The organism is Thiobacillus thiophilus (assembly GCF_055378705.1).
The window spans coordinates 577,783-602,413 of the sequence record NZ_AP042404.1 but is presented as its reverse complement, the minus strand read 5'-3'; the positions used below and the strand labels follow the sequence as shown (position 1 = coordinate 602,413).

Annotated in this window: 25 protein-coding genes and 1 pseudogene; 25 read left to right on the top strand and 1 reads right to left on the bottom strand. The window is 60.2% G+C overall.

The window, feature by feature from the left end; translation table 11 throughout:
• The first annotated feature begins 15 nt into the window (after positions 1-15).
• The 7 genes and pseudogenes from ACZ41T_RS02880 (at position 16) to gdhA (ending at position 7,420) form a co-directional block, all read left to right on the top strand.
• Positions 16-288 (top strand): hypothetical protein, encoded by a 273-nt coding sequence (locus ACZ41T_RS02880; RefSeq protein ID WP_464922979.1) that lies wholly within the window; start codon positions 16-18, stop codon positions 286-288.
• Positions 289-487: 199 nt separating this feature from the next.
• Complete coding sequence (locus ACZ41T_RS02875; protein WP_464922978.1) at positions 488-1,954, top strand: efflux transporter outer membrane subunit; 1,467 nt, start codon at positions 488-490, stop codon at positions 1,952-1,954.
• Positions 1,951-3,261 (top strand): efflux RND transporter periplasmic adaptor subunit, encoded by a 1,311-nt coding sequence (locus tag ACZ41T_RS02870; RefSeq protein WP_464922977.1) that lies wholly within the window; start codon positions 1,951-1,953, stop codon positions 3,259-3,261. Before ACZ41T_RS02875 ends, ACZ41T_RS02870 begins: the two co-directional genes overlap by 4 nt.
• Positions 3,258-4,037, top strand: a complete 780-nt coding sequence (locus tag ACZ41T_RS02865) for an ABC transporter ATP-binding protein (protein WP_464922976.1) — start codon at positions 3,258-3,260, stop codon at positions 4,035-4,037. The genes ACZ41T_RS02870 and ACZ41T_RS02865 overlap by 4 nt, the downstream gene beginning before the upstream one ends.
• 2 nt (positions 4,038-4,039) lie before the next feature.
• The gene (locus tag ACZ41T_RS02860; protein ID WP_464922975.1) at positions 4,040-5,248 is read left to right on the top strand and encodes an ABC transporter permease; all 1,209 of its coding nucleotides are present in this window, start codon (positions 4,040-4,042) and stop codon (positions 5,246-5,248) included.
• Positions 5,249-5,335: 87 nt separating this feature from the next.
• On the top strand, positions 5,336-5,800 hold the full coding sequence (locus ACZ41T_RS02855; protein WP_464922974.1) for a hypothetical protein: 465 nt from the start codon (positions 5,336-5,338) through the stop codon (positions 5,798-5,800).
• A 277-nt stretch (positions 5,801-6,077) separates the two neighbouring features.
• Positions 6,078-7,420 (top strand): annotated as a pseudogene (gdhA, locus tag ACZ41T_RS02850) (NADP-specific glutamate dehydrogenase).
• 123 nt (positions 7,421-7,543) lie between these two features.
• On the opposite strand, the gene ACZ41T_RS02845 reads toward gdhA, so the two are convergent.
• Positions 7,544-8,227 (bottom strand): SDR family NAD(P)-dependent oxidoreductase, encoded by a 684-nt coding sequence (locus ACZ41T_RS02845; protein ID WP_464922973.1) that lies wholly within the window; start codon positions 8,225-8,227, stop codon positions 7,544-7,546.
• 197 nt (positions 8,228-8,424) lie between these two features.
• On the opposite strand from ACZ41T_RS02845, the gene ACZ41T_RS02840 reads away from it, so the two are divergent.
• The 18 genes from ACZ41T_RS02840 (at position 8,425) to ACZ41T_RS02755 (ending at position 24,457) form a co-directional block, all read left to right on the top strand.
• Complete coding sequence (locus ACZ41T_RS02840) at positions 8,425-8,658, top strand: type II toxin-antitoxin system Phd/YefM family antitoxin (RefSeq protein WP_464922972.1); 234 nt, start codon at positions 8,425-8,427, stop codon at positions 8,656-8,658.
• Entirely contained in the window at positions 8,658-9,095 is a 438-nt protein-coding gene (locus ACZ41T_RS02835) for a type II toxin-antitoxin system VapC family toxin (RefSeq protein ID WP_464922971.1), read from the top strand. The genes ACZ41T_RS02840 and ACZ41T_RS02835 overlap by 1 nt, the downstream gene beginning before the upstream one ends.
• Positions 9,096-9,413: 318 nt before the next feature.
• Entirely contained in the window at positions 9,414-9,830 is a 417-nt protein-coding gene (locus ACZ41T_RS02830; RefSeq protein WP_464922970.1) for an MbcA/ParS/Xre antitoxin family protein, read from the top strand.
• Between the two features lie 11 nt (positions 9,831-9,841).
• On the top strand, positions 9,842-10,522 hold the full coding sequence (locus ACZ41T_RS02825) for an RES family NAD+ phosphorylase (RefSeq protein ID WP_464922969.1): 681 nt from the start codon (positions 9,842-9,844) through the stop codon (positions 10,520-10,522).
• Between the two features lie 79 nt (positions 10,523-10,601).
• Positions 10,602-13,526, top strand: a complete 2,925-nt coding sequence (locus tag ACZ41T_RS02820) for a type I restriction endonuclease subunit R (protein WP_464922968.1) — start codon at positions 10,602-10,604, stop codon at positions 13,524-13,526.
• Positions 13,523-14,875, top strand: coding sequence for a restriction endonuclease subunit S (locus ACZ41T_RS02815; protein WP_464922967.1), 1,353 nt, complete (start codon positions 13,523-13,525; stop codon positions 14,873-14,875). Before ACZ41T_RS02820 ends, ACZ41T_RS02815 begins: the two co-directional genes overlap by 4 nt.
• 41 nt (positions 14,876-14,916) lie before the next feature.
• Positions 14,917-16,176: a BAR domain-containing protein gene (locus ACZ41T_RS02810; RefSeq protein ID WP_464922966.1), complete on the top strand. Its 1,260-nt coding sequence runs from the start codon at positions 14,917-14,919 to the stop codon at positions 16,174-16,176.
• A gap of 9 nt (positions 16,177-16,185) precedes the next feature.
• A complete protein-coding gene (locus ACZ41T_RS02805; RefSeq protein ID WP_464922965.1) occupies positions 16,186-16,719 on the top strand; it encodes a hypothetical protein in 534 nt (177 codons plus the stop codon).
• Positions 16,695-16,838 carry a hypothetical protein gene (locus ACZ41T_RS02800; RefSeq protein WP_464922964.1) on the top strand — a complete coding sequence of 48 codons (144 nt, stop codon included), beginning with the start codon at positions 16,695-16,697 and terminating at the stop codon, positions 16,836-16,838. Before ACZ41T_RS02805 ends, ACZ41T_RS02800 begins: the two co-directional genes overlap by 25 nt.
• A 78-nt stretch (positions 16,839-16,916) precedes the next feature.
• Positions 16,917-17,768: a type IV toxin-antitoxin system AbiEi family antitoxin domain-containing protein gene (locus tag ACZ41T_RS02795; RefSeq protein WP_464922963.1), complete on the top strand. Its 852-nt coding sequence runs from the start codon at positions 16,917-16,919 to the stop codon at positions 17,766-17,768.
• Positions 17,752-18,672: a nucleotidyl transferase AbiEii/AbiGii toxin family protein gene (locus ACZ41T_RS02790; RefSeq protein WP_464922962.1), complete on the top strand. Its 921-nt coding sequence runs from the start codon at positions 17,752-17,754 to the stop codon at positions 18,670-18,672. Before ACZ41T_RS02795 ends, ACZ41T_RS02790 begins: the two co-directional genes overlap by 17 nt.
• 6 nt (positions 18,673-18,678) lie before the next feature.
• Positions 18,679-19,269: a type I restriction-modification system subunit M N-terminal domain-containing protein gene (locus ACZ41T_RS02785; RefSeq protein ID WP_464922961.1), complete on the top strand. Its 591-nt coding sequence runs from the start codon at positions 18,679-18,681 to the stop codon at positions 19,267-19,269.
• A complete protein-coding gene (locus tag ACZ41T_RS02780) occupies positions 19,266-19,772 on the top strand; it encodes a DUF6933 domain-containing protein (RefSeq protein ID WP_464922960.1) in 507 nt (168 codons plus the stop codon). The genes ACZ41T_RS02785 and ACZ41T_RS02780 overlap by 4 nt, the downstream gene beginning before the upstream one ends.
• 266 nt (positions 19,773-20,038) lie before the next feature.
• Entirely contained in the window at positions 20,039-20,548 is a 510-nt protein-coding gene (locus ACZ41T_RS02775) for an AsnC family protein (RefSeq protein WP_464922959.1), read from the top strand.
• Entirely contained in the window at positions 20,545-21,252 is a 708-nt protein-coding gene (locus tag ACZ41T_RS02770; RefSeq protein ID WP_464922958.1) for a nucleotidyl transferase AbiEii/AbiGii toxin family protein, read from the top strand. Before ACZ41T_RS02775 ends, ACZ41T_RS02770 begins: the two co-directional genes overlap by 4 nt.
• The gene (locus ACZ41T_RS02765) at positions 21,249-22,769 is read left to right on the top strand and encodes a class I SAM-dependent DNA methyltransferase (protein ID WP_464922957.1); all 1,521 of its coding nucleotides are present in this window, start codon (positions 21,249-21,251) and stop codon (positions 22,767-22,769) included. Before ACZ41T_RS02770 ends, ACZ41T_RS02765 begins: the two co-directional genes overlap by 4 nt.
• A 16-nt stretch (positions 22,770-22,785) precedes the next feature.
• Entirely contained in the window at positions 22,786-23,658 is an 873-nt protein-coding gene (locus tag ACZ41T_RS02760; RefSeq protein ID WP_464922956.1) for a PIN domain-containing protein, read from the top strand.
• Positions 23,659-23,719: 61 nt separating this feature from the next.
• Complete coding sequence (locus ACZ41T_RS02755; RefSeq protein WP_464922955.1) at positions 23,720-24,457, top strand: hypothetical protein; 738 nt, start codon at positions 23,720-23,722, stop codon at positions 24,455-24,457.
• Positions 24,458-24,631: the final 174 nt, after the last annotated feature.

Here is a 24,631-nt window from a genome sequence, read left to right as displayed (position 1 = left end):
AACGTATCTTTCAACGTGTCTTTCCAAGGATTTGACGATGACCATCCAGCGCGAATCGGCGGGGCAAACAGCGAGCCGCCGTTTGCACCGCTCATTCGCGCCCTGTCGGCAGCGCCGCTGGCGACCCTGGCCGAAGTTGCGCAACTCCGCCCCGAAGCGCTGCGGGAGCGCCTGACCGAGGCCGGCCTTCAGCCCGTGTCCGGCGAGCAAAGCCTGAGTGAGCTGGCCGGCCCGGATCTACGCCGGCAGGTGCAAATACTTGGATTGCTGTTTACCGATCCGAAATGACATGACCGGCTCCGCCCGGGGCGTAAATCGATTATGTTGCTTTGCCGAAGATCACAATAAGCCTGGCCGCCCAGTATGATTCCCGGATTCCCGGAAACTTACGGCCAGGGCGAGCGTCAATTCATCGGCCATGCGCTGGTTCAGGGCGTCTTGCCGGCAGAGTGAACAAGCGGTTCCCGTTATTTTGAAGCGCATGTAAATGAAAATATCTCAACACGCACAATTGCTGCTTATGCTCGCCGGACTCGGCCTCTCGGGGTGCGTCGCGGTCGGTCCGGATTATGTGCCGCCGACGACCGAGGTGCCCGCAGGCTGGGCCGGGCTTGATCCGGCAGCCCAGCCGGCGATGCATGCCGCGGCGTCCGGAGACCTTGGCCAGTGGTGGCAAAGCCTGAATGATCCGCTGCTGTCCCGGTTGATCGATGAAGCCCTGCAGGCCAGCCCCGACCTGCGCAGCGCGCAGGCGAAATTGCGCGAGGCCCGTGCATATCGCACGGTAGCCGCTGCCGGGCAATATCCCAGCGTGACCGCATCGGGCAGCGCCAGCCGCAGCCGGTCGAGCGAGGAGGCGGGCAGCGGCGCCACGCGCAATTTCTTCAGCACCAGCTTCGACGCCAGCTGGGAGCTCGATGTGTTTGGCGGCGTGCGCCGTAGCGTCGAGGCCGCCGAAGCCGACCTCGCATCGACCGAGGCAAGCCTGGAAAACACACGGGTGTCGCTGGTGGCAGAGGTGGCGCTGAGCTACGTCGATGTGCGTGTCCTGCAGAACCGTCTCGACATCGCCCGCAGCAACCTCGCCAGCCAGTCGGAGACGCTGCAGCTCACCGACTGGCGTGCGCAGGCCGGACTGGTCAGCAGCCAGGACGTCGAGCAGGCGCGTAGCAACCGCGAGCAGACCCGGGCGCTGATCCCCGCACTTGAAATCAGCCTTGCCGAATCCGAGCATGGTCTCGACATCCTGCTGGGGCGTGCGCCGGGCACGCTGCACGGGCGCCTCACCGCGGTCAATGGCCTGCCGGCCATACCCGAGCGGATCGCCGTCGGCATTCCAGCCGACACCCTGCGCCAGCGCCCCGATGTGCGCGCGGCCGAGCGCAGGCTGGCGGCGGAAACCGCCCGCGTGGGCGTGGCCGCGGCGGCGCGCTACCCGTCATTCGATCTCTCCGGCTCGATCGGCCTCGAGGCGCTGACCATCGATGCGCTCGGCAACAGCGGCGCCGCTACTTCATCGCTGTTCGCAGGGATCACCGGTCCCATCTTCAACGCCGGACGCCTGCGCGCCCAGGTGGAGATCCAGGATGCGGTGCGCGAGCAGGCGCAGGTGGCGTACGAGCAGGCTATCCTCACCGCGCTGCAGGATGTGGAAGACGCGCTGGTCTCGCTTGTCCGCAACCGCGAACGCGAGCAGGCCCTGACGCGTGCCGCCGAGGCAGCGCGTAACGCGGTACAGATGGCGCAGCAGCGCTATAGTTCGGGCCTCATCGACTTCCAGTCGGTGCTCGACACCGAACGCAGCGTGCTGTCCATCGAAGACAGCCTTGCTAGCACCCGCGGCGACGATGTGCTGGCGCTCATCCGTTTGTACAAGGCGCTGGGCGGCGGCTGGGCGCCCGACAGCGCATCCGGCGCCCCCATCACCACCACACAACACACCGACACGCCATGAACGACAAGAACACCGCCCCCCCCGCCGACCTGCAGACCCTACTGGGCGAAGACCATCCGCCGCGCTGGTGGCAGCGCGGCTCGTTATGGTCCGGTCTCGTCGCCCTGCTGATCGTGGCCGGCGCTGTCTATTACTGGCAGGCGCAAAACGCCGGCAAGGCCGCGCCCGCCTACGTGACCACCGAACTGCGCAAGGGAAGTATCACGCTCAGCGTGTCGGCCAACGGCACGTTGCAGCCCACGCGCTCGGTCAACATCGGCAGCGAACTGTCGGGCACGGTCAAGCGCGTGCTGGTAGACGTGAACGACCGCGTCAAGGCTGGCCAGGTGATGGTGGAGCTGGACACTTCGAAGTTCAGCGACCAGGTGACCCGCTCGCACGCGTCGGTCGCCGCCGCCCAGGCCCAACTCGCGCAGAGCAAGGCCACCGTCACCGAATCCCGAGCCAGCCTTGCGCGCCTGGAGGAAGTCTTCAAGCTCTCGGGCGGCAAGGTGCCTTCGGCCACCGAGCTCGACAGCGCACGCGCCGCCCTGGCCCGCGCCGTGGCCACCGAATCGAGCGCTGCCGCCAACGTGGGCGTGGCCCAGGCCACGCTCTCGACGGATGAAACCAATCTCTCCAAAGCCTCGATCCGCTCGCCCATCGACGGCGTGGTGCTCAGCCGCTCGGTGGACCCGGGCAACGCGGTGGCCGCCTCGCTGCAGGCCGTCACCCTGTTCGCCGTGGCCGAGAACCTGGCCCAGCTGCAGCTCGAAGCCAGCGTGGACGAGGCCGACGTGGGCGCCGTGAAGGTGGGGCAGAAAGCCAGCTTCACCGTCAGCGCCTATCCCTCGCGCAGCTTCCCGGCCACGACCCGCCGCGTGGCCTATGGCTCGACCACCACCAACAACGTGGTGACCTACGTGGCCACGCTCGACGTCGACAACAGCGACCTCAGCCTGCGCCCCGGGATGACGGCCGTGGCTACCATCATTGCCACCGAGCGCGATGGCGTGCTGCTGGTGCCCAACACGGCGTTGCGCTTCTCGCCCACCGCAGCAGCCGTGGCGAGCAAGTCCTCCGGGAGCAGCAGCATCCTGTCCAAGATGATGCCGCGCCCGCCGCGCAGCAGCAGCACCAAAGTGGCCGGCGACGAGAGCAAGGCCCCGGGCACGCGCCAGATCTGGGTGCTGCAGCAAGGCCAGCCGGTGGCCATGCAGGTGCAGACAGGTATCAGCGACGGCCGCATGACCGAGGTCAGCGGCGACAAGCTCGAACCCGGCATGGCCGTCATCACCGACCAGCGCAGCGCGGGCGCCGCGTCATGAGTCCGGCGGCCGTTCCCCCCACGGAGCAATCGGGACCCGCGCCGCTGATCCGACTGCGCGGCATCACCAAGGTCTACGGCACGGGTGGCACGGCGTTCCAGGCGCTAAAAGGCGTGAATCTTGACATCGAGAAGGGTGACTTCGTAGCCATCATGGGCCCCAGCGGTTCGGGCAAGTCCACTGCCATGAACATGCTGGGCTGCCTGGACACCCCCACCACCGGCACCTACGAGTTCGAGGGCGTGCAGGTGCAATCGCTCAGCCGTGACGAGCGCGCCCGCTTGCGTCGGCGCTACCTGGGCTTCGTGTTCCAGGGGTTCAACCTGCTGGCGCGCACGTCGGCGCAGGAAAACGTCGAGCTGCCGCTGATCTACCGCGGCGAGCCCTCCGCGATGCGCCATGCGATGGCCGCGCGCGCGCTCGAACAGGTTGGCCTCAAGGGCTGGGGACACCACACACCAAGCGAGCTCTCGGGCGGCCAGCAGCAGCGCGTGGCGATCGCACGCGCCATCGTCACCGAGCCGGCCGTGCTGTTGGCGGATGAGCCCACCGGCAACCTCGACACCGCCCGCAGCAAGGAAATCATGGACCTGCTGTGGCGCCTGAACGCCGACCAGGGCATCACCGTGCTGATGGTCACGCACGAGGCCGAGATGGCTGCCTACGCGCGGCGCATCGTGCACTTCGTCGACGGCGTGGTGTCCAGCGACGAGCGCAACCCGGACCCGGTCGGGCTCCAGGCGGGACACGTTGCCACGGCCATGGGCGCAGGCTGACCATGTGGCTCAACACCCTCCTGCTCGCCTTGCGCTCGATCCGGCGCAACCTGATGCGTTCCTTCCTCACCATCCTGGGCATCGTGATCGGCGTCAGCGCCGTCATCACCATGGTCACGGTGGGTAATGGCGCCACCCTGGCGGTACAGAACCAGATTTCAGGCTTGGGCACCAACCTGTTGCAGATTCGCCCGGGCCAGCGCATGGGGCCGGGCAGCGGCAGTTCCATCGCGCCCCTGTTCAAGGAGGGCGACGCCGAGGCGATCGCCACCCAGATCGGTGGCGTCGCGGCCGCCGCACCGCAATCGCGTACTGGCGGCACGCTGGTGGCCAACGGCCGCAACTGGGCCAGCATCATCACGGGCAGCACGAACGCGTGGCTCACCATCGGCAACTGGACCCTGGCCCAGGGCCGCGAGTTCTCCGACGCCGAGCTGCGCGCCGGCGCGTCAGTCTGCATGATCGGCGAGACCGTGCGGCGCGAGCTCTTCGGCAGCAGCCCGGCGCTGGGCGAGTCGCTGCGCGTCAAGCAGATCAGCTGCGAGGTCATCGGCGTGCTCGGTGCCAAGGGTCCGGGATCGTTCGGCAACGACCAGGACGACCTGGTCCTCGTGCCGATCAAGACGCTGCAGCGCCGCATCACCGGCAACACCCAGGTCAACGACTTGCTCGTTTCCATGGCCGACGGCAGCGACAGCACGCGCGTCAAGGCCAGCCTGACGCAGCTGCTGCGCGAGCGCCGAAACCTGGCCGACACCGACGAGGACAACTTCAACGTGCTCGACACCAAGCAGCTGGCCGACACGCTCTCGGGCACCACCAAGGTAATGACGACGCTGCTCGGTGCCGTGGCCGCAGTGAGCCTGCTGGTGGGCGGCATCGGCATCATGAACATCATGCTGGTCAGCGTGACCGAGCGCACGCGCGAGATCGGCCTGCGCCTGGCCATCGGCGCGCTGGAACGCGAAGTGTTGCTGCAGTTCCTGATCGAAGCCGTCATGCTGTCCAGCCTGGGCGGGCTGACCGGCATTGCCCTGGCCACCGGCGCGTCCATCGCCCTGTCCAGCCTGATGGGCATCCCCTACCTGTTCGACCCGACCATCAACCTGTTGTCTTTCATGTTCTCGGCAGCCATCGGCGTCATCTTTGGTTTCTTCCCGGCGCGCCGCGCGGCCGGCCTCAATCCGATCGACGCCTTGCGGCACGAATGAGCATGTGGCCGTGGTTTTTTTTGCGGATTCAGGAAAGCAGCATCAAAATGTTCGGGTATTTCAACGAACGGCTAAAGGTAGAGCGCAATGACAACGGAACAGAACAGTAAAACCTATGAAGTGGGTTTTTCAACGGAAAAGATGCAGCACATTTTCTATATAAGCTGTCCGGAAGAAGCTGACGCAACAAAATTTGCCCATGCAGTTTTTCACTACTACGACACGCCGGAAGAATGGGGCGCCAAACGCTGCATAACGGCCATCGCCGCAGTCAAGCTCAAAAATTGCATACCGGATTTCCTGCACATGGGCTTGCTGGACAAGAAAGAATTGGCCATGCCGGAAAATGACGAAGCCTTGCACCAGGAAGTCAGGAAAATAACGCAACAGGTCATGGATGCCGGCTGTGTACCGATGGCCATCTACGACGAAGAAAACCAGACCATGACCGTCTATGCAACAAAAAAACTGGAAGTGGATCCGCAAGTCGGTGCGGCGAGTGTGGTCCTGAATTTCAGCCTGTTTGGAGGCGCCGTAGGCAAAGGCCGTTGAGGGTTTGCCACGGGCCACGCGCCCCCTTTTGGCGCCAAGCCCGGCATCAAATTTCCCATTGGTGATCGTCAGGCACTCACGCCAGCCCCTGGAAATCAGGTCTAAAGTTAGATACATTTTCTTCGAATATCGTGTTCGCATCGTCCAGGACGCAAGCCGCCCCTGAAACCACCCGCCAGCCTCCCTCGCGGCGCAGTGTGCGCAGCGGCTGCTCTCCGCCCGGCAAGGGGTGATACAGCCTCGCTTTTCCCTTTCCAAATCACAGAATCAACGCAACATGAAATATCAGCATCCGGACGAATTCATCCGCCGCGCCACCGAGCGCAACCCCGGGCAACCGGAGTATCTGCAGGCCGTTGCCGAAGTCATCGAAGGCCTGTGGCGTTCGTGTCCCAGCACCCCAAGTACGCCGCGCACGGCCTGCTGGACCGCTTGATCGAACCGGAGCGGATCCTCATCTTCCGGGTCTCATGGGTCGACGACCACGGCGAAGTCCAGGTCAACCGCGGCTACCGCATCCTGCACAGCATGGCCATCGGCCCCTACAAGGGCGGGCTGCGCTTTCCCCCCTCGGTCAACCTGTCCATCCTCAAATTCCTGGCCTTCGAACAGACCCTGAAGAACGCCTTGACCACGCTGCCCATGGGCGGCGGCAAGGGCGGTGCGGATTTCGACCCCAAAGGCAAGAGCCCCGGCGAGGTGATGCGTTTTTGCCAGGCCTTCATCACCGAGCTGTATCGCCACATCGGTTCCCAGACTGACGTGCCGGCCGGTGACATCGGTGTTGGCGCGCGCGAGGTCGGTTTCATGGCCGGCATGGTGAAGAAACTGACCAACCGCGCCGATTGCGTCTTCACCGGCAAGGGCCTGAGCTACGGCGGCTCGCTCGTTCGCCCGGAAGCCACGGGGTACGGCGCGGTCTACTTCGCCGACGAAATGCTCAAGCATGCCGGTCGTTCGATCGAGAATCTGCGGGTCGGCGTCTCCGGCGCGGGCAACGTGGCGCAGTTCGTGATTGAAAAAGCCATGGCCCTGGGCGCGAAGGTCGTCACGGTATCGGACTCGAGCGGCACCGTGGTGGACGACGCCGGCTTCACCCCGGACAAGCTCGCCGAATTGATGGAGGTCAAGAACCACCTCCACGGCCGCGTCGGCGAGTACGCGACGCACGTCGGCGCCGAATTCCATGCCGGCATGCGCCCCTGGAGTGTCCCGATGGAGGTGGCGCTGCCTTGCGCCACCCAGAACGAACTCAACGGCGACGATGCGGCAATTCTGATCAAGAACGGTCTGGTTGCCGTGGCCGAGGGCGCCAACATGCCCGCGACCGCCGATGCCGCCCGACTCTTCGACAAGCACCGCATCCTGTATGCCCCCAGCAAGGCCAGCAATGCCGGCGGCGTGGCCACATCGGGCCTGGAGATGAGTCAGAATGCCATGCGCCTGTCGTGGCCGCGCGAAGAAGTGGACGCCCGCCTGCTCGGTATCATGCAGGGCATACACCAGGCCTGCCTGGAGCATGGGCAGCGCGAAGATGGCAGCATCAACTACGTCGACGGCGCCAACCTGGCCGGCTTCATCAAAGTGGCTGACGCCATGCTGGCGCAGGGCGTGATCTGAGCAGACACGGCTCCGTAGCGGACCACCATGGGCTAAAAAAGACCGTTTTGGTGGCCTCGGACGACTGACAAACCCCGCTTTTCACCAAGGCGGGGTTTTGTTTTTGTGGATTTCGTCGTCGGGTCAGACGCGCCCCATCACCGGTATCAGTGCACCCGTGATCGCCGAGGAATGCTTCGACAACAGGAACACGATCACGTCGGCGAGCTGTTGCGGCTTGACCCATTGGGTGAAGTCGGCGTTGGGCATGTCGGCCCGGTTGGGCGGCGTGTCGAGGATGCTGGGCAGCAGCGCGTTGACAGTGATGTCGCGATCCTTGAGCTCCTCGGCCAGGGCCTCGGTGAAGCGCATCACGCCGGACTTGGACGCGGTGTACGCGCCGACGCCCGCACCGCCCTTCAGGGCGGAGGCGGCGCCGATGTTGATGATGCGCCCCCCTGCTGGCAGGTGTTCCAGTGCGGCCTGACTGGCCGCCACCGCGGTGCGCAGGTTGATCCGGTACAGCAGATCCCACGTATCCAGGCTGCCCCCGGCCAACGTCTCGTAGCGGAACGTGCCGGCGATGTTGACCAGCGCGTCGAGGCCGCCGAGCGCCTCGGCGGCGGCGGCAAGCGCCTTCTTCGCCTGTTGCGCGTCGGCCAGGTCGACTCCGCCGATGCATGTCGCCCGCAGCATGCCCTCAGTCGGCGGGTCGCCGCGGCCGATCGCTGCGACGCGGGCGCCGGCGTCGAGTGCGGCCTGTACAGTGGTCTTGCCCAGGCTGCCGAAGCCGCCGGTTATTGCAACGCGTAGTTTGTCCAGTTGCATGGTGTTCTCCAAGGCTATCCAACGGACAGCATAGCCCGCCTGCCGCATACCTGAAGCAGACCGGCCAAACCGGCCAGCGGGGAAAACCGGGTGCAATGCGCCGTCTCGCGCGCTGCGTGTACGGCCGACTGGTGGATTTGCCACGGAACGGCGTTAGGCTATCATGTGACCAACAGGATGACCAACTGGAGGCACGTATGAGCACCGTTACGCTAGCAGAAGCCAAAGCCCATCTCAGCCATCTTCTTGATCAGGTCGAAGCGGGAGAGGAAGTGGTCATCACCCGTCGTGGTCTGCCGATTGCCCGCATCACGCCGGTCGAGAAGCCCAAGCACGCCGTTAAATCCCTCGCCGAATTTCGCAGCCGCATGCCCCGCTGGCGCAAATCCAGCGCCGAGCTTCTGCGCGAGATGCGCGACGAAGGGCTTTGATGCTGTACTTCGACACCAGCTTTCTGGCGCCGCTTATCCTCGAAGAAACCACCAGCGCGGAAATCGAGGTCTTTGTCGCCAAGCTCCCGGTGGGGGCGCTGTACGTTAGCCACTGGACCCGCATCGAGTTCGTCAGCCTCATCGCCCGCGAAGTCAGGATGGGCGGCCTTGTGGAGTCCGACGCGCTGCTGGCCATCGCCCAGTTCGATGAAATGGTGACCGAGTCATTCCAGGTTTTGGCGCCAGGCGTTGCAGACTACGAGCTCGCCAAAGCGTACATCCAGCACTTCGCTACCAAGCTTCGTGCCGGCGATGCGCTACACCTGGCCATCGCCAGCAATAACGGCGCAAAGACCCTCTACACCCTGGACGAGGGTCTCTTGAATGCGGCCAAGCTGATGAAGGTCCACGCCAGCCGCGGCATCAAACCTGGCTGAAGGCGACTGCCTTCGTTCGTCATTCTGCCGGTGTGCAGGTCTTCCAGTCGAGAATCCCGCCGGATACCCTATTAGGGTATGAGCATGCCCAATATGGGCATGAATGAAGTGGCAGGCCAACGATATGTCGATGAAATGCATTTTCATCGACACATTCCATTGACGTGTCGATCATCCCAAGCTCATGTAATTGTTGATGCACGTTCAGAATGGGTTTGAGCCGTATCGCTCAATCTGGCTCACGCTCCATTGCAAAAAGTCCATAAATAGACTAATTTACCGTTATCAGTACATTCCAATACTGGCATGGAGTCTGAAATGCAAAACACAGCACAAGCCGTCAAGGCCCAGAACAAGCCGACCAGCCGCGAGGTTTCCGCCGCAGGCCTGCGCGCGTTCTTCAACATCGCGCGCGACTGGGGGCTCAACACCGACGAGCAGATGGTGCTGCTGGGCACCCCCGGCCGCTCGACCTTCTTCAAGTGGAAATCCGCCCCCGAAAGCGCCGACCTCAAGCGCGATACCCTCGAGCGCTTGTCTTACCTCCTGGGCATCTACACGGCGCTGCAGGTCCTGCTGCCTTCAACGGCAGCGGCCGATGCCTGGGTGAAAAAGCCCAATACCGCCCCCCTGTTCGGCGGCAAGAGCGCGCTCGAGCGCATGCTTGGCGGCAACGTCGCCGACCTGGTGGCCGTCCGCCAGTATCTGGACGCCCGCCGCGGTGGTTGGGCCTAGGCGCGGTTGGCTTGACCACTCCCATCACGCGCCTGAGCTGGAACCCGGCCTACCGCGTCATCCCCAGTCGCTTTCCTTCAATCGGCCTGTTCGAGCGCGTGGCCAGCCCGGAGGATTTTGACGCCCTCTATGCGCTGGAGGCCATGACCAACGACCGCATCCGCGACGAAGTCGGCGAGATCAGCCTGGTCCCCCCCGAAGAGCGGCTGTTCGGCCCCGGCAGCACCTGCATCATGGCCGCCTTCACCCATCTGAACCCGCAGGGCAGCCGCTTCAGCGACGGCACCTATGGCGTGTTCTATTGCGCACGCAAGCCCGACACCGCCATCGCCGAAACCCGCTATCACGCGGCCCTTTTCATGGCGGCCACCCGCGAGCCGCCCATGCGACTGCAAATGCGGCTCTACAAAGTGAAAGCGAAGGGCGAGGTGGCCGACTTGCGTGAGGCAAGCCGTGCCGACCCGCGCATCGTCGATCCCGACGACTACGGCCATGCCCAAAGCATCGGGCGAAAACTCAGGTTCGACGGGGTGCACGGCATTCTTTACCCCTCGGTGCGGCACCCCTCCGGCGAATGCCTGGCTGCCTTCAGCACGGCATTGTTGAAAAACTGCCTGCATGCTGCCTATCTCGAATACAACTGGAACGGCCGGTCCATCGATGCGGTGTTCGAGGTGAATCAGGTGCTGTGAGGGGTGGGACGAGGCAAACAGGTTCGCCCATCAAGCCGGATGTGCGAAGATTCGGCAGATAACAAAAACAGGGGGCGTTTTGGCACCACAGCCGGAACAACAAGCGAGGGGGAATATCGATCGGCTGCTGGTGGCGGCAGGCTGGCACGTCTGCGATGCGTCCGCTGCCAACATCCATGCCGCGCGTGGCGTCGCCATCCGTGAATTCCCGCTGCCCGGCTACGGCTTCGCCGACTATCTCTTATATGTAGATGGCAAAGCTGCCGGGGTGATCGAGGCCAAGAAGGAGGGCGTAACCCTCACCGGCGTCGAAACCCAATCTGACAAATACACTAAGGGCCTGCCCGCCGGGCTGCCGCGCTGGAGCAACCCGCTGCCGTTTGCCTACCAGTCCACCGGCATCGAAACCCGCTTCACCAACGGCCTCGACCCTGTGCCGCGCTCGCGCCCGGTGTTCGCCTTCCACAAACCCGAAACGCTGGCTGATTGGCTTGCCGACACCAATACCGTTCGCCCTGAGCTTGTCGAAGGACGAACGGATCAAAGTAGGGTGCGCTCAGCGCACCAGGGCGAACCTTTGAATGTCGCCGAGGTTCCAGGCACCTATAGCGTAATTCCTGCCACCTTCCTCGCCCGCCTGCAACACATGCCGCCGCTCAAGGAAGAAGGCCTCTGGCCCGCCCAGATCACGGCCATCCACAACCTGGAACAATCCCTGAAGGAAAACCGCCCGCGCGCCCTGATCCAGATGGCCACCGGCTCGGGCAAAACCTTCACCTCGATCTCGTTCATTTACCGCCTGATCAAGTTCGCCGGCGCGCGGCGCATCCTGTTCCTGGTCGATCGTGGCAACCTCGCCGACCAGACCCTCAAGGAATTCCAGCAATACGTCTCGCCCTACAACAACTTCAAGTTCAGCGAGGAATACATCGTCCAGCGCCTGCAGGGCAACCAGATCGACACCACCGCCCGCGTCTGCATCTGCACCATTCAGCGCATGTTCTCCATGCTCAAGGGCCGCGACCTGCCGGCCGACCTGGAAGAAGAATCCGTTGACCAGCTCGGCAAGCTGTTCAAGGAACCCGAGCCCATCGAATACAACCCCGCCATCCCGATTGAGATGTTCGACATCATCGTCACCGACGAAGCCCACCGCTCCATCTACAACCTGTGGGCGCAGGTGTTGGAATACTTCGACGCCTACCTCGTCGGCCTCACCGCCACGCCGGGCAAGCAGACCTTCGGCTTCTTCCACCAGAACCTGGTGATGGAATACAACCACGAGATGGCCGTGGCCGACGGCGTCAACGTCAACTACGACGTCTACCGCATCAAGACCGCCATCACCGAAGGCGGCTCCAAGGTCGAAGCCGGCTACTACGTGGAAAAGCAGGAACGCGACACCCGCAAAACCCGTTGGGAAGAGCTCGACGACGACTTCGCCTACGACCCCAACCAGCTCGACCGCGATGTCGTCACCCCCGACCAGATCCGCACCATCGTGCGCACCTTCCGCGACAAACTGTTCAGCGAAATCTTTCCCGGCCGCACCGAAGTGCCCAAGACCCTCATCTTCGCCAAGGACGACAACCACGCCGAAAACATCGTCGAAATCCTGCGCGAGGAATTCGGCAAGGGCAACGAATTCGCCCAGAAAATCACCTACCGCACCACCGGCGCCACGCCCAAGGAACTCATCAAGGCCTTCCGCAACAGCTACCACCCCCGCGTCGCCGTCACCGTCGACATGATCGCCACCGGTACCGACATCAAACCGGTGGAAATCGTCTTCTTCATGCGCGCCGTCAAATCGCGCGGCTTCTTCGAGCAGATGAAAGGCCGCGGTGTGCGCGTCATCAATCCCGACGACCTCAAGGCCGTCACCCCCGACGCCACGGCCAAGGACCACTTCGTCATTATCGACGCCGTCGGCGTGTGCGAGCAGGACAAAACCGACGCCCGCCCCATGGAGAAAAAGCCCAGCGTCAGCTTCGAGCGCCTGCTGCAAGCCGTCGCCTTCGGCAACACCGAAGACGACGTCATCACCAGCATTGCCGGCCGCCTGGCCCGAATGGAACACCGCATCAGCGCCGAAGACGACGCCAGGATTCGATCAATAAGCGGCGGCCTCGGCCTAAAAGACCTAGCCCACCAACTAGTTCAGTCCCTCGACCCTGACCTAGGAGCCATTCGTGACCTAACCACCGTTCGCCCTGAGCCTGTCGAAGGGCTGCCCATTGATACCGTTAGCCCCGTCGAAGGCCAAGCCAACCAAGCCCGCATCAATGCGTCCAAGCCGTTGTGCGACCCCGCCCTGCGCCAACTCATCCTCGACATCAAAGCCAAAAACGAACTGACCATCGACCACGTCAGCCAAGACCAAGTCATCGAAGCCGCCTTCAGCCAAGCCGCCCACGACCGCGCAAAGGGCCTCGTGCAGTCGTTCGAAAAATTCATCGCCGACAACAAAGACGAAATTACCGCCCTGCAAATCCTCTACAGCAAGCCCTACAAACAGCGCCTCACCTTCGAGGCAGTGAAAGAACTCGCCGACGCCATCGAAAAACCGCCCTATCTGTGGAACGAATCCCAGCTCTGGCAAGCCTACGCCGCGCTGGAAGCCAGCAAGGTCAAAGGCGCTAGCGGCCGCCGCATCCTCACCGACCTGGTCTCGCTGGTGCGATTCGCCATCCATCAGGACAACGAACTTGTGCCGTTCCCCGAGCGGGTCAACGCCAACTTCAAGGCATGGCTGGCATCACAACAACCAGCCGTTCGTCCTGAGCCTGTCGAAGGGCAACGACCAACATCACGCTTTACCTCCGAACAAATGAAATGGCTCGAAATGATCCGCGACCACATCGCCGCCAACCTCGGCATCGAGCCGGACGACTTCGAATACGCACCCTTCGCCCAGGAAGGCGGCTTGGGCAAGGTGTATCAGCTCTTCGGCGATGAACTGAACACGCTCATTGAGCAATTGAATGAGAGTTTGGCAGCGTGAGGGTCGAAGAAGGAATCGCGCCTTATGCCGTGCAGGCCAATTTGCTTGTGCCTCTTGGTGAAGTTTGTAAGACAACGAGCGGCGGAACACCGAGCCGTAAAAACCCGGACTACTTCAGTGGCCCAATTCCTTGGGTGAAGTCTGGCGAACTGCCAGACGGCCCAGTCGTTGAAATTGAAGAATCAATCAGTGAGGAAGCGCTACGACAATCCAGCGCGAAACTGTTTCCAGCAGGCACTCTGCTCATGGCCCTCTACGGCGCAACAGTTGGAAAACTGGGCGTTCTCACAAGGCCAGCAGCGACCAACCAGGCTGTCTGCGCAATTTTTCCGCCGTCTGATATCGACACAAAATTCTTGTTTTGGTTTTTACGCTTCAAGCGAAGCGAACTCATTGCGCAAGCTGTGGGTGGGGCGCAACCAAATATCAGCCAAGGAATTGTGCGCGATCTGAAAATACCGCTGCTGCCACCCGACCAACAAAAACGCATCGTCGCGGAAATTGAAAAACAATTCTCCCGCCTCGACGAAGCCGTCGCCAACCTCAAGCGCGTCAAGGCCAACCTCAAGCGCTACAAAGCCGCCGTCCTCAAAGCCGCCGTCGAAGGCCGCCTCGTCGAAATCGAAGCCGAACACGCCCGCCGCGAAGGCCGCAGCTACGAAACCGGCGAGCAACTCCTGCAACGTGTCCTAGAAACCCGTCGCAGCCAGTGGAAAGGCAAGGGCAAATACAAAGAATCCACCGTCCCCGACACCACCGACTTACTCGAATTGCCGGAGGGGTGGGCGGTCGCCACACTGAATGCCGTCGCGAAGACAGCAAGCGGTGGGACACCTCGGCGTGATATGGCATCGAACTTTGGCGGCGGCATACCGTGGGTGAAGTCTGGAGAGCTTGGCGACAGCATAGTAACCACCACCCAGGAAACGATTTCAACGCAGGGGTTGGATAGTTCAAGTGCAAAGATATTTCCAAAGGGTACGCTCTGCATCGCCCTGTACGGCGCAACGGTCGGCAAGTTGGGCATGCTCGGAATTGATGCGGCAACCAATCAAGCTGTTTGCGGCATTTTTCCGCTGGTCGATATTGACGCGGGTTACCTCTGGATTCTCTTGGAATCTATGCGCCGCGAACTGATCTGTCTCGGGCAAGGTGGTGCCCAACCTAACATCAGCCAAGAAATATTGCGTGATTTGACTGTCCCGATCCCTCCCTATGCTGAACAACGCCGAATCGTCGTGGAAGTTGACCGTGTCGTTTCGCTTGTTCGTGAAATGGAATCCCAGGTTGTCGCCAATCTGAACCGTGCCGAAAGTTTACGGCGGTCCATTTTGGCCAAAGCGTTCTGATTACATCCAGCGATGCTGGCCTGAAGAACAAAGGAGAATTTATGTCCGTTTGGAAGCAGAGTTTTGAGCCGTTGCAAGCGACACAGCGTTTACGGGAGTCGCTTGGGCATTTGGATACGGTGAATACGGCGTCGCTTGGCACGGCGGATTTGGAGAATTTTGCACGATTGCAGAAGGCGCTCAGGATATTGGATGCGCGTATGGCATCGCTCGATCCAGATCTATTTCACCCAAACACGTGGGCAAATATGGGCCCTTGGTTAGCCAACCTACTGACGTATACACGTGACTTTTCTCAGACAGCAAACGTAACTCAACTCCAAAATGCAAATAACACGGTGGACGAGCTTATTAACGTTCTGAAGCCGGTCGATGTTCCCATGCAGGCGGAGTCGTTCAAAGCTCTGACCGATGCAACAACAGCATTCCAGCAACGACTCGTCGATGAACTGGAAACCCTCAGAAGAAAGGTGAGTGAGTCGGAAACGCAGCTATCATCTTTGTCGGCAGGGATGGCAGTCGCCGGCGCGGACGTTGACACACTGCGGAACATTATCGAACAGCAGAAAGCACGCCTCGACCAATCAATCGCCGAGTTTCAAAGGCAGTTTTCGCAAGCAGAGTCAGGCCGAGCAAGTGAGTTCGTTACGGCGTCACAGCGGTTCGCAACCGATTTCGGGGAGCAAAAGAAGGCACTTGCATTGGAAGCAAGCGAGGATGCCGAAAAGCGCAGCAATGAATGGGCGGAGTTCTTGTCAGAGAACAAGAAGACGAGTGATGAATTCTTGGAATTTTTCAAGGAGCGCCAAGGAGAGGTAAACGCAATTTTTGGTGCAATCGGCTCCGCCTCATTATCGGGTCATTTTGCAAGGACAGCTGATGAGGACGCGAAAGCCGCGAACCTCCTGAGATGGATTGCACTTGGCCTCATGGCTGCAATGATCGTTGTCGGAGGCGTTAGCTTTTATCAGAGCTTTGAACATCCCGATGTTGACTGGAAGGTCTTCATGTTCCGACTTGGCACCATATTCGTCATCGCGATTCCGGCAATATACGCAGCACAGGAGTCTTCAAAACATCGGCGCCGAGAACAGCAAAACCGAAAGCTGCAAGTGGAGTTGGCGTCGATTGATGCCTACCTTGTCAAGTTGCCAGAGCCAAAGCAGCATGAACTCAAGGAAAAGCTTACGGAGAAGTTCTTTGGCCAACCGGATGCCCTCGAAAAAGATGAACCGGTAACGCGGCATCAGCTGTTTGACCTGTTGTCTCAAGTGCTTAAGACCCTGACAAAGGCAAGATAGATAAAGTAGATGAACACTCCTGCACTGATCCAAAAACTCTGGAACTACTGCAACGTCCTGCGCGACGACGGCATGAGCTACGGCGACTACCCTTCGGCTTCGCTCAGGGCAGGCTCTGAGCAGCTCACCTATCTGCTGTTTCTGAAGATGGCCGACGAGCGCAGCCGGCCGCCTTACAACCAGAAGAGCCCGGTGCTCGCCGGCTATGACTGGCCCAGCCTGGTGAAGAAAAACGGCGACGAGCTATTCGACCACTACCGCCACACGCTGGAGGAACTGGGCAAGCAGAAAGGCTTGCTCGGGCTGATCTTCACCAAGTCGCAGAACAAGTTTCAGTATCCGGCCAAGCTGCGGCGGCTGATCGTGGACCTGATCGACAAGGAAACCTGGGTGTCGATGAGCGCCGACGTGAAGGGCGACGCCTACGAGGGCCTGCTGGAGAAGAACGCCGCTTTGATTAAAACCATAGACACCCAGTCCGGCGCGGGCCAGTACTTCACGCCGCGCCCGTCATCATCATGGTCGGCACCATGCCCGGCGTGATCATGGTCATGGTCATCACTACCGCCACCGTCATGATGATGATCGCCATCATGGCGGCGATTTGGGATGAGGATGGCCAGAAAGCCAGGTTGTCTCGTCTTCAGTTTGATGTCGGTTGAATTTGCTCACCCAAAGTTTGCATAATTGATGAAATTTAAACTTGCCTTTGGTTTATGAGTGGTGCTATTTTGCAAACTATGGGTGAGCAAAAATCAACAAAGATAAACCTTCTCCAGGATGTGCTGGAGGAAGGTTTGCTGGCGCCAACCGGGTGGCTGGAAGAGCAGGGCTATTCGCGCGCGCTGATATCGCGCTATGTCGACAGTGGTTGGCTTGTGTCACCTGCACGCGGGGTGTATCGCCGGCCGGGGCCTGCGCTCAAGTGGCAGCACGTGGTGGCCAGTCTGCAACTGCTGGCGAGGAGCTATCTGCATGTCGGCGGGCGAACGGCGCTGGTCCAGCGTGGGTTGGGGCACTACGTCCAGATGAGTGGGCCGGAAACAATCTATCTGTATGGCCCGGAAGTGTTGCCGGCCTGGGTGAACAAGCTGGGTTTGCAGGAACGGTTTGCAGTGCGAAACGATGCCATGTTTGGCGGTTTGCGAGCACGGCGGAACGAGTCGGGGGCGCTGGTCGATTTTCACGACGCGCCGCTTCAATCGAAACAACTGGCCGATTACGGATTGCAGGAGATGACCTGGGGGGCATGGGATTGGCGCTTGCTGTATTCCACGGACGAGCGCGCCATGTTCGAGTTGCTGCAGGATGTTCCGACGCGGGAATCGGTTTATGAGGCCGATGTGCTGATGCAAGGCCTGGTGAACGTTCGCCCGGCTCGGGTGATGTCGCTTCTCAAGGCCTGTGCGAGCGTGAAGGTGAAGCGGCTTTTTCTGGCGCTGGCCGAGCGCCATCAGCATCAGTGGCTGGCACATCTTGATTTGTCCAAGGTGGATCTGGGCAAGGGCAAGCGCATGCTGGCACCGGGCGGAAAACTGCATCCGAAATATCTGATCACGCTGCCGGCAGACCTTGATGATCACACTCAATAGTCCTTATTTCGCGCAGGTCCGGCTTTTGGTGGCCGTACTGCCGATCGTCGCCAGGGAGCGTTGTTTCGCCCTCAAGGGCGGGACGGCGATCAATCTGTTTGTGCGCGACATGCCGCGCTTGTCGGTGGATATCGATCTTGCCTTTGTGCCGATTGGCGACCGCGCGTCGGCGCTGGAAGAGATCGACGCCGCGCTTGGCCGGATAAGCGAAACACTCGCTGGCCGGCCGTATGGCTATCGCGTGAGTGTGGGCAAGCGCCAGGATGGCAGTGCTTACGGGTTGCTGGTGTCGGATCGCACGGCGGAAATCAAGATTGAGGTGTCTCCCGTGTTGCGCGGCTCGGTGTATCCGGAGTCGATGAGACGAATCGTGGATCGTGCTGAATCAGAATTTGGTTTTGCCGAGGTGCCCGTTGTCTCGTTTTCTGATCTGTATGCGGGCAAGATTGTGGCAGCACTGGATCGCCAGCACCCGCGCGACCTGTTTGACGTGAAGCTGCTCCTGGCTGGGGAAGGGATCAGCGACGAGCTGTTCCGCGCTTTCCTGGTGTATTTGATCAGTCATGACGGTTCCATCGCACGCGTATTGAACCCGACGCGCAAGCCGCTGGACGATTTGTTCAAAAGGCAATTTGTGGGAATGACGGTGGAGGCCGTGACGGTTGATGAATTGGATCAGGCACGGTCCGATTTGATCGCAGCCCTACATCAGCGGTTAGGCGAACGTGAGAAAGCCTTCCTGATGTCCTTCAAGCGTGGCGAACCGAGTTGGGATTTGCTTGGCGTTGCGCATGCGAAAGATTTGCCGGCGGTGCGCTGGAAGCTGCAGAACCTTGCCCAGATGGCGCCGGCGAAACATCGCGAAGCACTCGACAATCTGGAACGTGTATTGGGAAAAATTTAGAACAACATGAACACATCAAGCATCGTCCAGAAACTCTGGAACTACTGCAACGTCCTGCGCGACGACGGCATGAGCTACGGCGACTACCCTTCGACTTTGCTCAGGGCAGGCTCTGAGCAGCTCACCTATCTGCTGTTTCTGAAAATGGCCGACGAGCGCAGCCGGCCGCCGTATAATCAAGCCAGCCCGGTGCTTGCTGGCTATGACTGGCCCAGCCTGGTGAAGAAGGACGGCGACGAGCTGTTCGACCACTATCGCCACACGCTGGAGGAACTGGGCAAGCAGAAGGGCCTGCTCGGCCTGATCTTCAACAAGTCGCAGAACAAGTTTCAGGACCCGGCCAAGCTGCGGCGGCTGATCGTGGACCTGCTCGAAAACGGAGTTTCAGCGCAGGCTAACGTGAGCAGCGCGAACGTTAAGGCGCGTAGCGCCGGCCGAAGCTACAAGGAAACCTGGGTGTCGATGAGCGCCGACGTTAAGGGCGACGCCTACGAGGGCCTGCTGGAGAAGAACACCACTTTGATTAAAACCATGGACACCAAGTCCGGCGCGGGCCAGTACTTCATGCCGCGCCCGCTGATCCAGGCTGCGGCGTGATCCTTCACTGTTCCAAGAAACTCGCGGCGAAACTGCCTGGTGTCGCAGCGGCGCCGCTTGCGGAAACCAGTCCTTTAGGCAGCTGGCATGGGCATCTGTTCACCCTCGACCGGCGGCAGTGCGTGATGTTCTGCCACGATGCGACGCGCTATGTGCTCTTTATGCCCGGGCTGCGCAAGGTGCAGTTCGCGGAGCTAGGCAGCAAGTGGTTTCGCCTGCTCTACACGGCGACGCTCGCCATGTCCGGTTGCCCGGATGCGCAGATCCGGAAGGTGGAGCTGGCACTCGGGCCAGTGCGCTTCGACACGGCCACCGACCGTTCGGTGCAGGGTTCGCTGCGGGTAGCGAAGCAGGATCTGGAGGCGTGGGTGTATGAGGTAAGCAACGTGCTGGATCTGGACCCGCTGGTGGTGTCGTGCCGGCTCAACGAGCGGCCGACAACGGTTTACGGCAAGGCGCTGTGGCCGGACAGGGCGATGCGGGAGGCAGTGGCTGGGCTTTAGCTTAGGTTGGGCGCGGCAGGTATATGGCGTGCGTACTATTTCAGCGTATCGGTGAATTATTACGAACGCAGTCCATGGGCAATTATTGTCCGTTCGCTATTCGAGAAACCTGCAGCCGCAAGATCAACACGCCTATGAGGCTACCCCAATTTTCTTTATTCATGAAATAAGAATATTGACTTAATTTATTTGTTTATCCTATTATTTACATATGTTTTCTCATTTCATGAATAAAGAATATGCCTAAAGTAAGCAATCGGCAGGTCGTGCTGAAGCCACAGGACCTTTATGTGCTGCTGGCATTGCTGAGCCGTGTCGACGGCAGCGCAGGCTATACGGAACTGGCGGAGCAGACCGGGCTGGCAATCTCGGCTGTGCATGGCGCGCTCAAGCGGGCGGCCGTGGCGCGGCTTGCGATGTTCGAGGAGCGCCGGCCGGTGGTGCTGAAGCCGCAGTTGCGGGAATTTGTGTTGCACGGCGCCAAGTATGCGTTTGCGCCGGTGTGGGGCACGCTTACGCGCGGGGTTCCCACGGCTTATGGCGCTGCGCCGTTGAATAGCGTCATTGCGCCGTCCGGCGACCCGGTGCCGGTGTGGCCGCATCCAAAGGGAACGGTGCGCGGGCTGAGCCTGGCGCCGCTATATCCTTCGGTGCCCGATGCCGCGCTGAAGAATGAGCGCCTGTATGCGGTGCTCACGCTATTCGACGCGATACGCAGCGGCCAGGCCCGCGAGCGTGAGGCCGCGCAGAAGTTGCTGGAACCATTCTTTCAATGAAGCGGCAACATCCGAATGTGGCCAAGCTTGAATTGGTTGCGCATGCGCTCGGGCCACTGCGGGAGCAGTTGGTATTTGTGGGCGGGTGTGCGGTGGATTTGCTGCTGACCGACCCAGCCGCAGCGCCGGCCCGGGTAACTTACGATGTGGATCTGGTGGCAAGGGTGGAAGCGCTGGTCGGGTATCACGCACTGGAAAAGCAATTTGCCCAGCTCGGTTTCAAGCGGGATATGAGTGAGGACGCGCCCATTTGCCGCTGGCGTTACAACAATCTTGAAGTGGACCTGATGCCGATGGACTCCAGCGTTCTTGGTTTTGCCAACCGATGGTATCCATTGGCGGTGCAAACGGCCCAGGAGGTTGCGCTGTCGGCGGCGTTGGCCATTCGCCTGATCAGCGCGCCCGCCTTCATGGCCACAAAATTCGAGGCGTTTCTCGATCGGGGCCAAGGCGATGTGCTGGGTAGCCACGACCTGGAGGATATTGTCAATGTCGTGGATGGGCGGCCGGAACTGGTCTCCGAAGTCGCCTCGGCCGCACCCGAGCTGCGGCAATATCTGGCGGCGCAATGCAGGGCGCTTTTGGCGAGGCCCGGCTTCATGAATGCCTTGCCCGGCATGGTGTTTCCGGACGAATCGTTTGCCGAGCGGGTCAAGCTGCTGGCGCTGCGGCTCGAACAAATCAAGGAATTGGATCAAGCATGAACACCGCCACCATCGTCCAGAAACTCTGGAACTACTGCAACGTCCTGCGCGACGACGGCATGAGCTACGGCGACTACGTCGAGCAGCTCACTTATCTGCTGTTTCTGAAGATGGCCGACGAGCGCAGCCGGCCGCCCTATTTATCCCCGAACGGGGGCAACCAACCCAGTCCGGTGCTCGCCGGCTATGACTGGCCCAGCCTGGTGAAGAAGGACGGCGACGAACTGTTCGACCACTATCGTCACACCCTGGAGGAACTGGGCAAGCAGAAGGGCTTGCTCGGCTTGATCTTCACCAAGTCGCAGAACAAGTTTCAGGACCCGGCCAAGCTGCGGCGGTTGATCGTGGACCTGATCGACAAGGAAACCTGGGTGTCGATGAGCGCCGACGTGAAGGGCGACGCCTACGAGGGCCTGCTGGAGAAGAACGCGCAGGACACCAAGTCCGGCGCGGGCCAGTACTTCACGCCGCGCCCGCTGATCCAGGCGATTGTCGATGCCATGGCACCCACGCCCAAGGAAACCATCTCCGACCCGGCCTGCGGCACCGGCGGCTTTCTGCTGGCGGCGCACGACTATGTGGTGAAGCACTACCCCAACATGACGTCGGCGGAGAAGAAGAAACTGCGCGGGCAAAATTTCAAGGGCTGGGAGCTGGTGCAGGCCACCGCCCGGCTGTGCGCGATGAACATGCTGCTGCACGGCATCGGCACGCAGGAGTATGAGCCAATTGAGGTGCGCGATTCATTGTCCGCCGACCCCGGCGAACGCTTCGATGTGGTGCTGACCAACCCGCCCTTCGGCAAGAAGAGCAGCACCACCATCGTGGGCGAGGAGGGCAAGGTCAGCAAGGAGCGCGACACCGTCGAGCGCGACGACTTCTGGGCCACCACCTCGAACAAGCAGCTCAACTTCGTTCAGCACGTGAAAACGCTGCTCAAGCAGAACGGCCGTGCCGCGCTGGTGCTGCCGGACAACGTGCTGTTTGAAGGCGGGGCAGGCGAAACCATCCGCCGCAAACTGCTGCACGACTGCGACGTCCACACCCTGCTGCGCCTGCCCACCGGCCTGTTCTACGCCCAGGGCGTGAAAGCGAACGTGCTGTTCTTCGACAAAAAGCCCGCCGCCGAAACCCCGTGGACCAGGAAGCTGTGGATCTACGACCTGCGCACCAACATGCACTTCACGCTCAAGACCAACACCTTGAAGCGGGAAGACCTGGACGAGTTCGTGCAGTGCTATAACCCGGCGAATCGGCATGACCGCAAGGCGACGTGGTCCGATAAGAATCCTGGTGGACGCTGGCGTGAGTATGGCTACGAAGAACTGATCAACCGCGACAAGGCCAGCCTGGATATCTTCTGGCTCAGGGATGAATCGCTATCCGATTCCGACAATCTACCCGCGCCGGAAGTGATCGCGGCGGAGATTGTGGAGGATTTGGAGGCGGCATTGGAACAGTTTCGGGAGATTTTGGCCGATATGGATGGCACCTCAATAGAAGTGCAGGGTGCTTGAAGCCCCTCCCATTTAAATGGAACTGACATACATCTTTGTCGATTTCGAGAATGTTCAGCCGCCGGACATGGGCCTGTTAAGCGGAGATCATTACCAGCTCAGAATCTTTCGCGGTCCGCACCAGAACAAGCTGGACTTTGACATTGCCGAGTCCCTTCAGCCACATGGCAGCAGGGTGCAATATATAAAAAGCGATAAACAGGGCAAGAATGCACTCGACTTCCATATCGCGTTTTACATGGGCCGCTTGATCGAAGAGCTGGAGGCGGATGGTTCCCCCGCATGCAAGAACACACGATTTGTGGTGATTTCAAAAGATGGTGGCTTTGATGCATTGATGAGCCACGTGCAGTCGCTTGGCTATGGGGCAATGAAGGCTGCGAACATTCGACAGGCCTTGGGATTGGACGAGCCGATTTCAGATACTGGTATTGCCCTGCAACCGATGGCGGTTGACAGCGTCGGCCTCGCGTCGCACACCCTCACCAACCCTACATCCGTGGCGGTATTGCAGCCATCTGGCAAACCGCCAGCAACCAAGAAGGCAGCACCTGTTACGAAAGCACCGCCCGTCAAGCCAGCCACAATCCAAAAGAAAACTGCATCAGTTCAGGCAAAACCGGGAAACACAGAGGCAAAGAAGCCCCTGGCGCCCGTCCGACAGAGTCTCGGGCCAGCAGACAAAGAAAAAGTCATCGAGCATCTGCGCCTGCATCCGAAGAACCGGCCTGCAAAGCGTAAAACTTTGGAAAGCCACATCACGTCTTTGGTCGGCGGCAATGTTTCCACCAAGGCGGTGCAGGGTCTGGTTGCCGGCTTGGAAAATGAAGGTGTTATCAAATTCAACGACAGCAAGATTGAGTACAAGATACCCAAGCGTAAGAAGTAGGTGCGATGGGTATCTGGGGGCCAGAGTTGGGCTTTGAGCAAAACTAAAGGGAAGAAAAACGATGCAAGAAATGGCGCACCTATCGACTACTCAGCTTGCAAAGCAGCTTTGCTTGCAACCAAAGGAGCTTTTCGCTCAATTGGTAACGCTTGGACTAATCCAACAAAAAGACAACGGCTGGGAGTTGACCGAAGCTGGCAAAAATAAAGGCGGCATCGTTAAAGACAGCAAGCAGTACGGGCCTTATATAGCGTGGCCAAATAACGTCGACCTGAATTTGACCATCAGCGAGGCGCTAATAACCGCTACGGTTATTGGCAAACACTTCGAGTTGAGCGCAACCAAGGCAAATTACATCCTTTCTGAACTTGGCTGGATCAAGAAAAGCTTGAAGGGGTGGGAGCTAACCGATCAGGGTGCCAAACAAGGCGGCGTGCAGGACGAGGACAAAAAATCAGGCATACCCTTTGTGCGTTGGCCCGAGACCATCGTCAACTCAAAAGTGCTGCGAGAGTCTATGCAGCACGTAACAGGCAAGGTTACGGAGAAGAAGGTCGAGGAAACCGAGAAATCTATCGAGGAATTAAGCTTCCGGGAAAAGTTCGAGGCTAAGCATCGGTCGGCAGACGGCCACTTCGTTAGATCGAAGGCCGAATGCTCATTGATAACTGGCTCTATATGGCAGAGATCGTGCATGCCTATGAAAGGAAGCTGCCGATTGAGGAGGATGTGTACTCTGATTTTTATATTCCCACCGGCAAGGTGTATGTGGAGTACTGGGGATACGAAAACGATGTGAAGTATCTTGCCCGGAAGCAGAAGAAGATCGAAATTTATAAAAAGTACGGGTTCAATCTGATCGAGCTTTGCGATAAGGAAGTGCAAAACCTGGATGATTACCTTCCGCGGCTATTGCTCAAGTATGGCGTTCAAGCATATTGATGGTGGGGGCGGTATGTCGCTTGGTTAACTT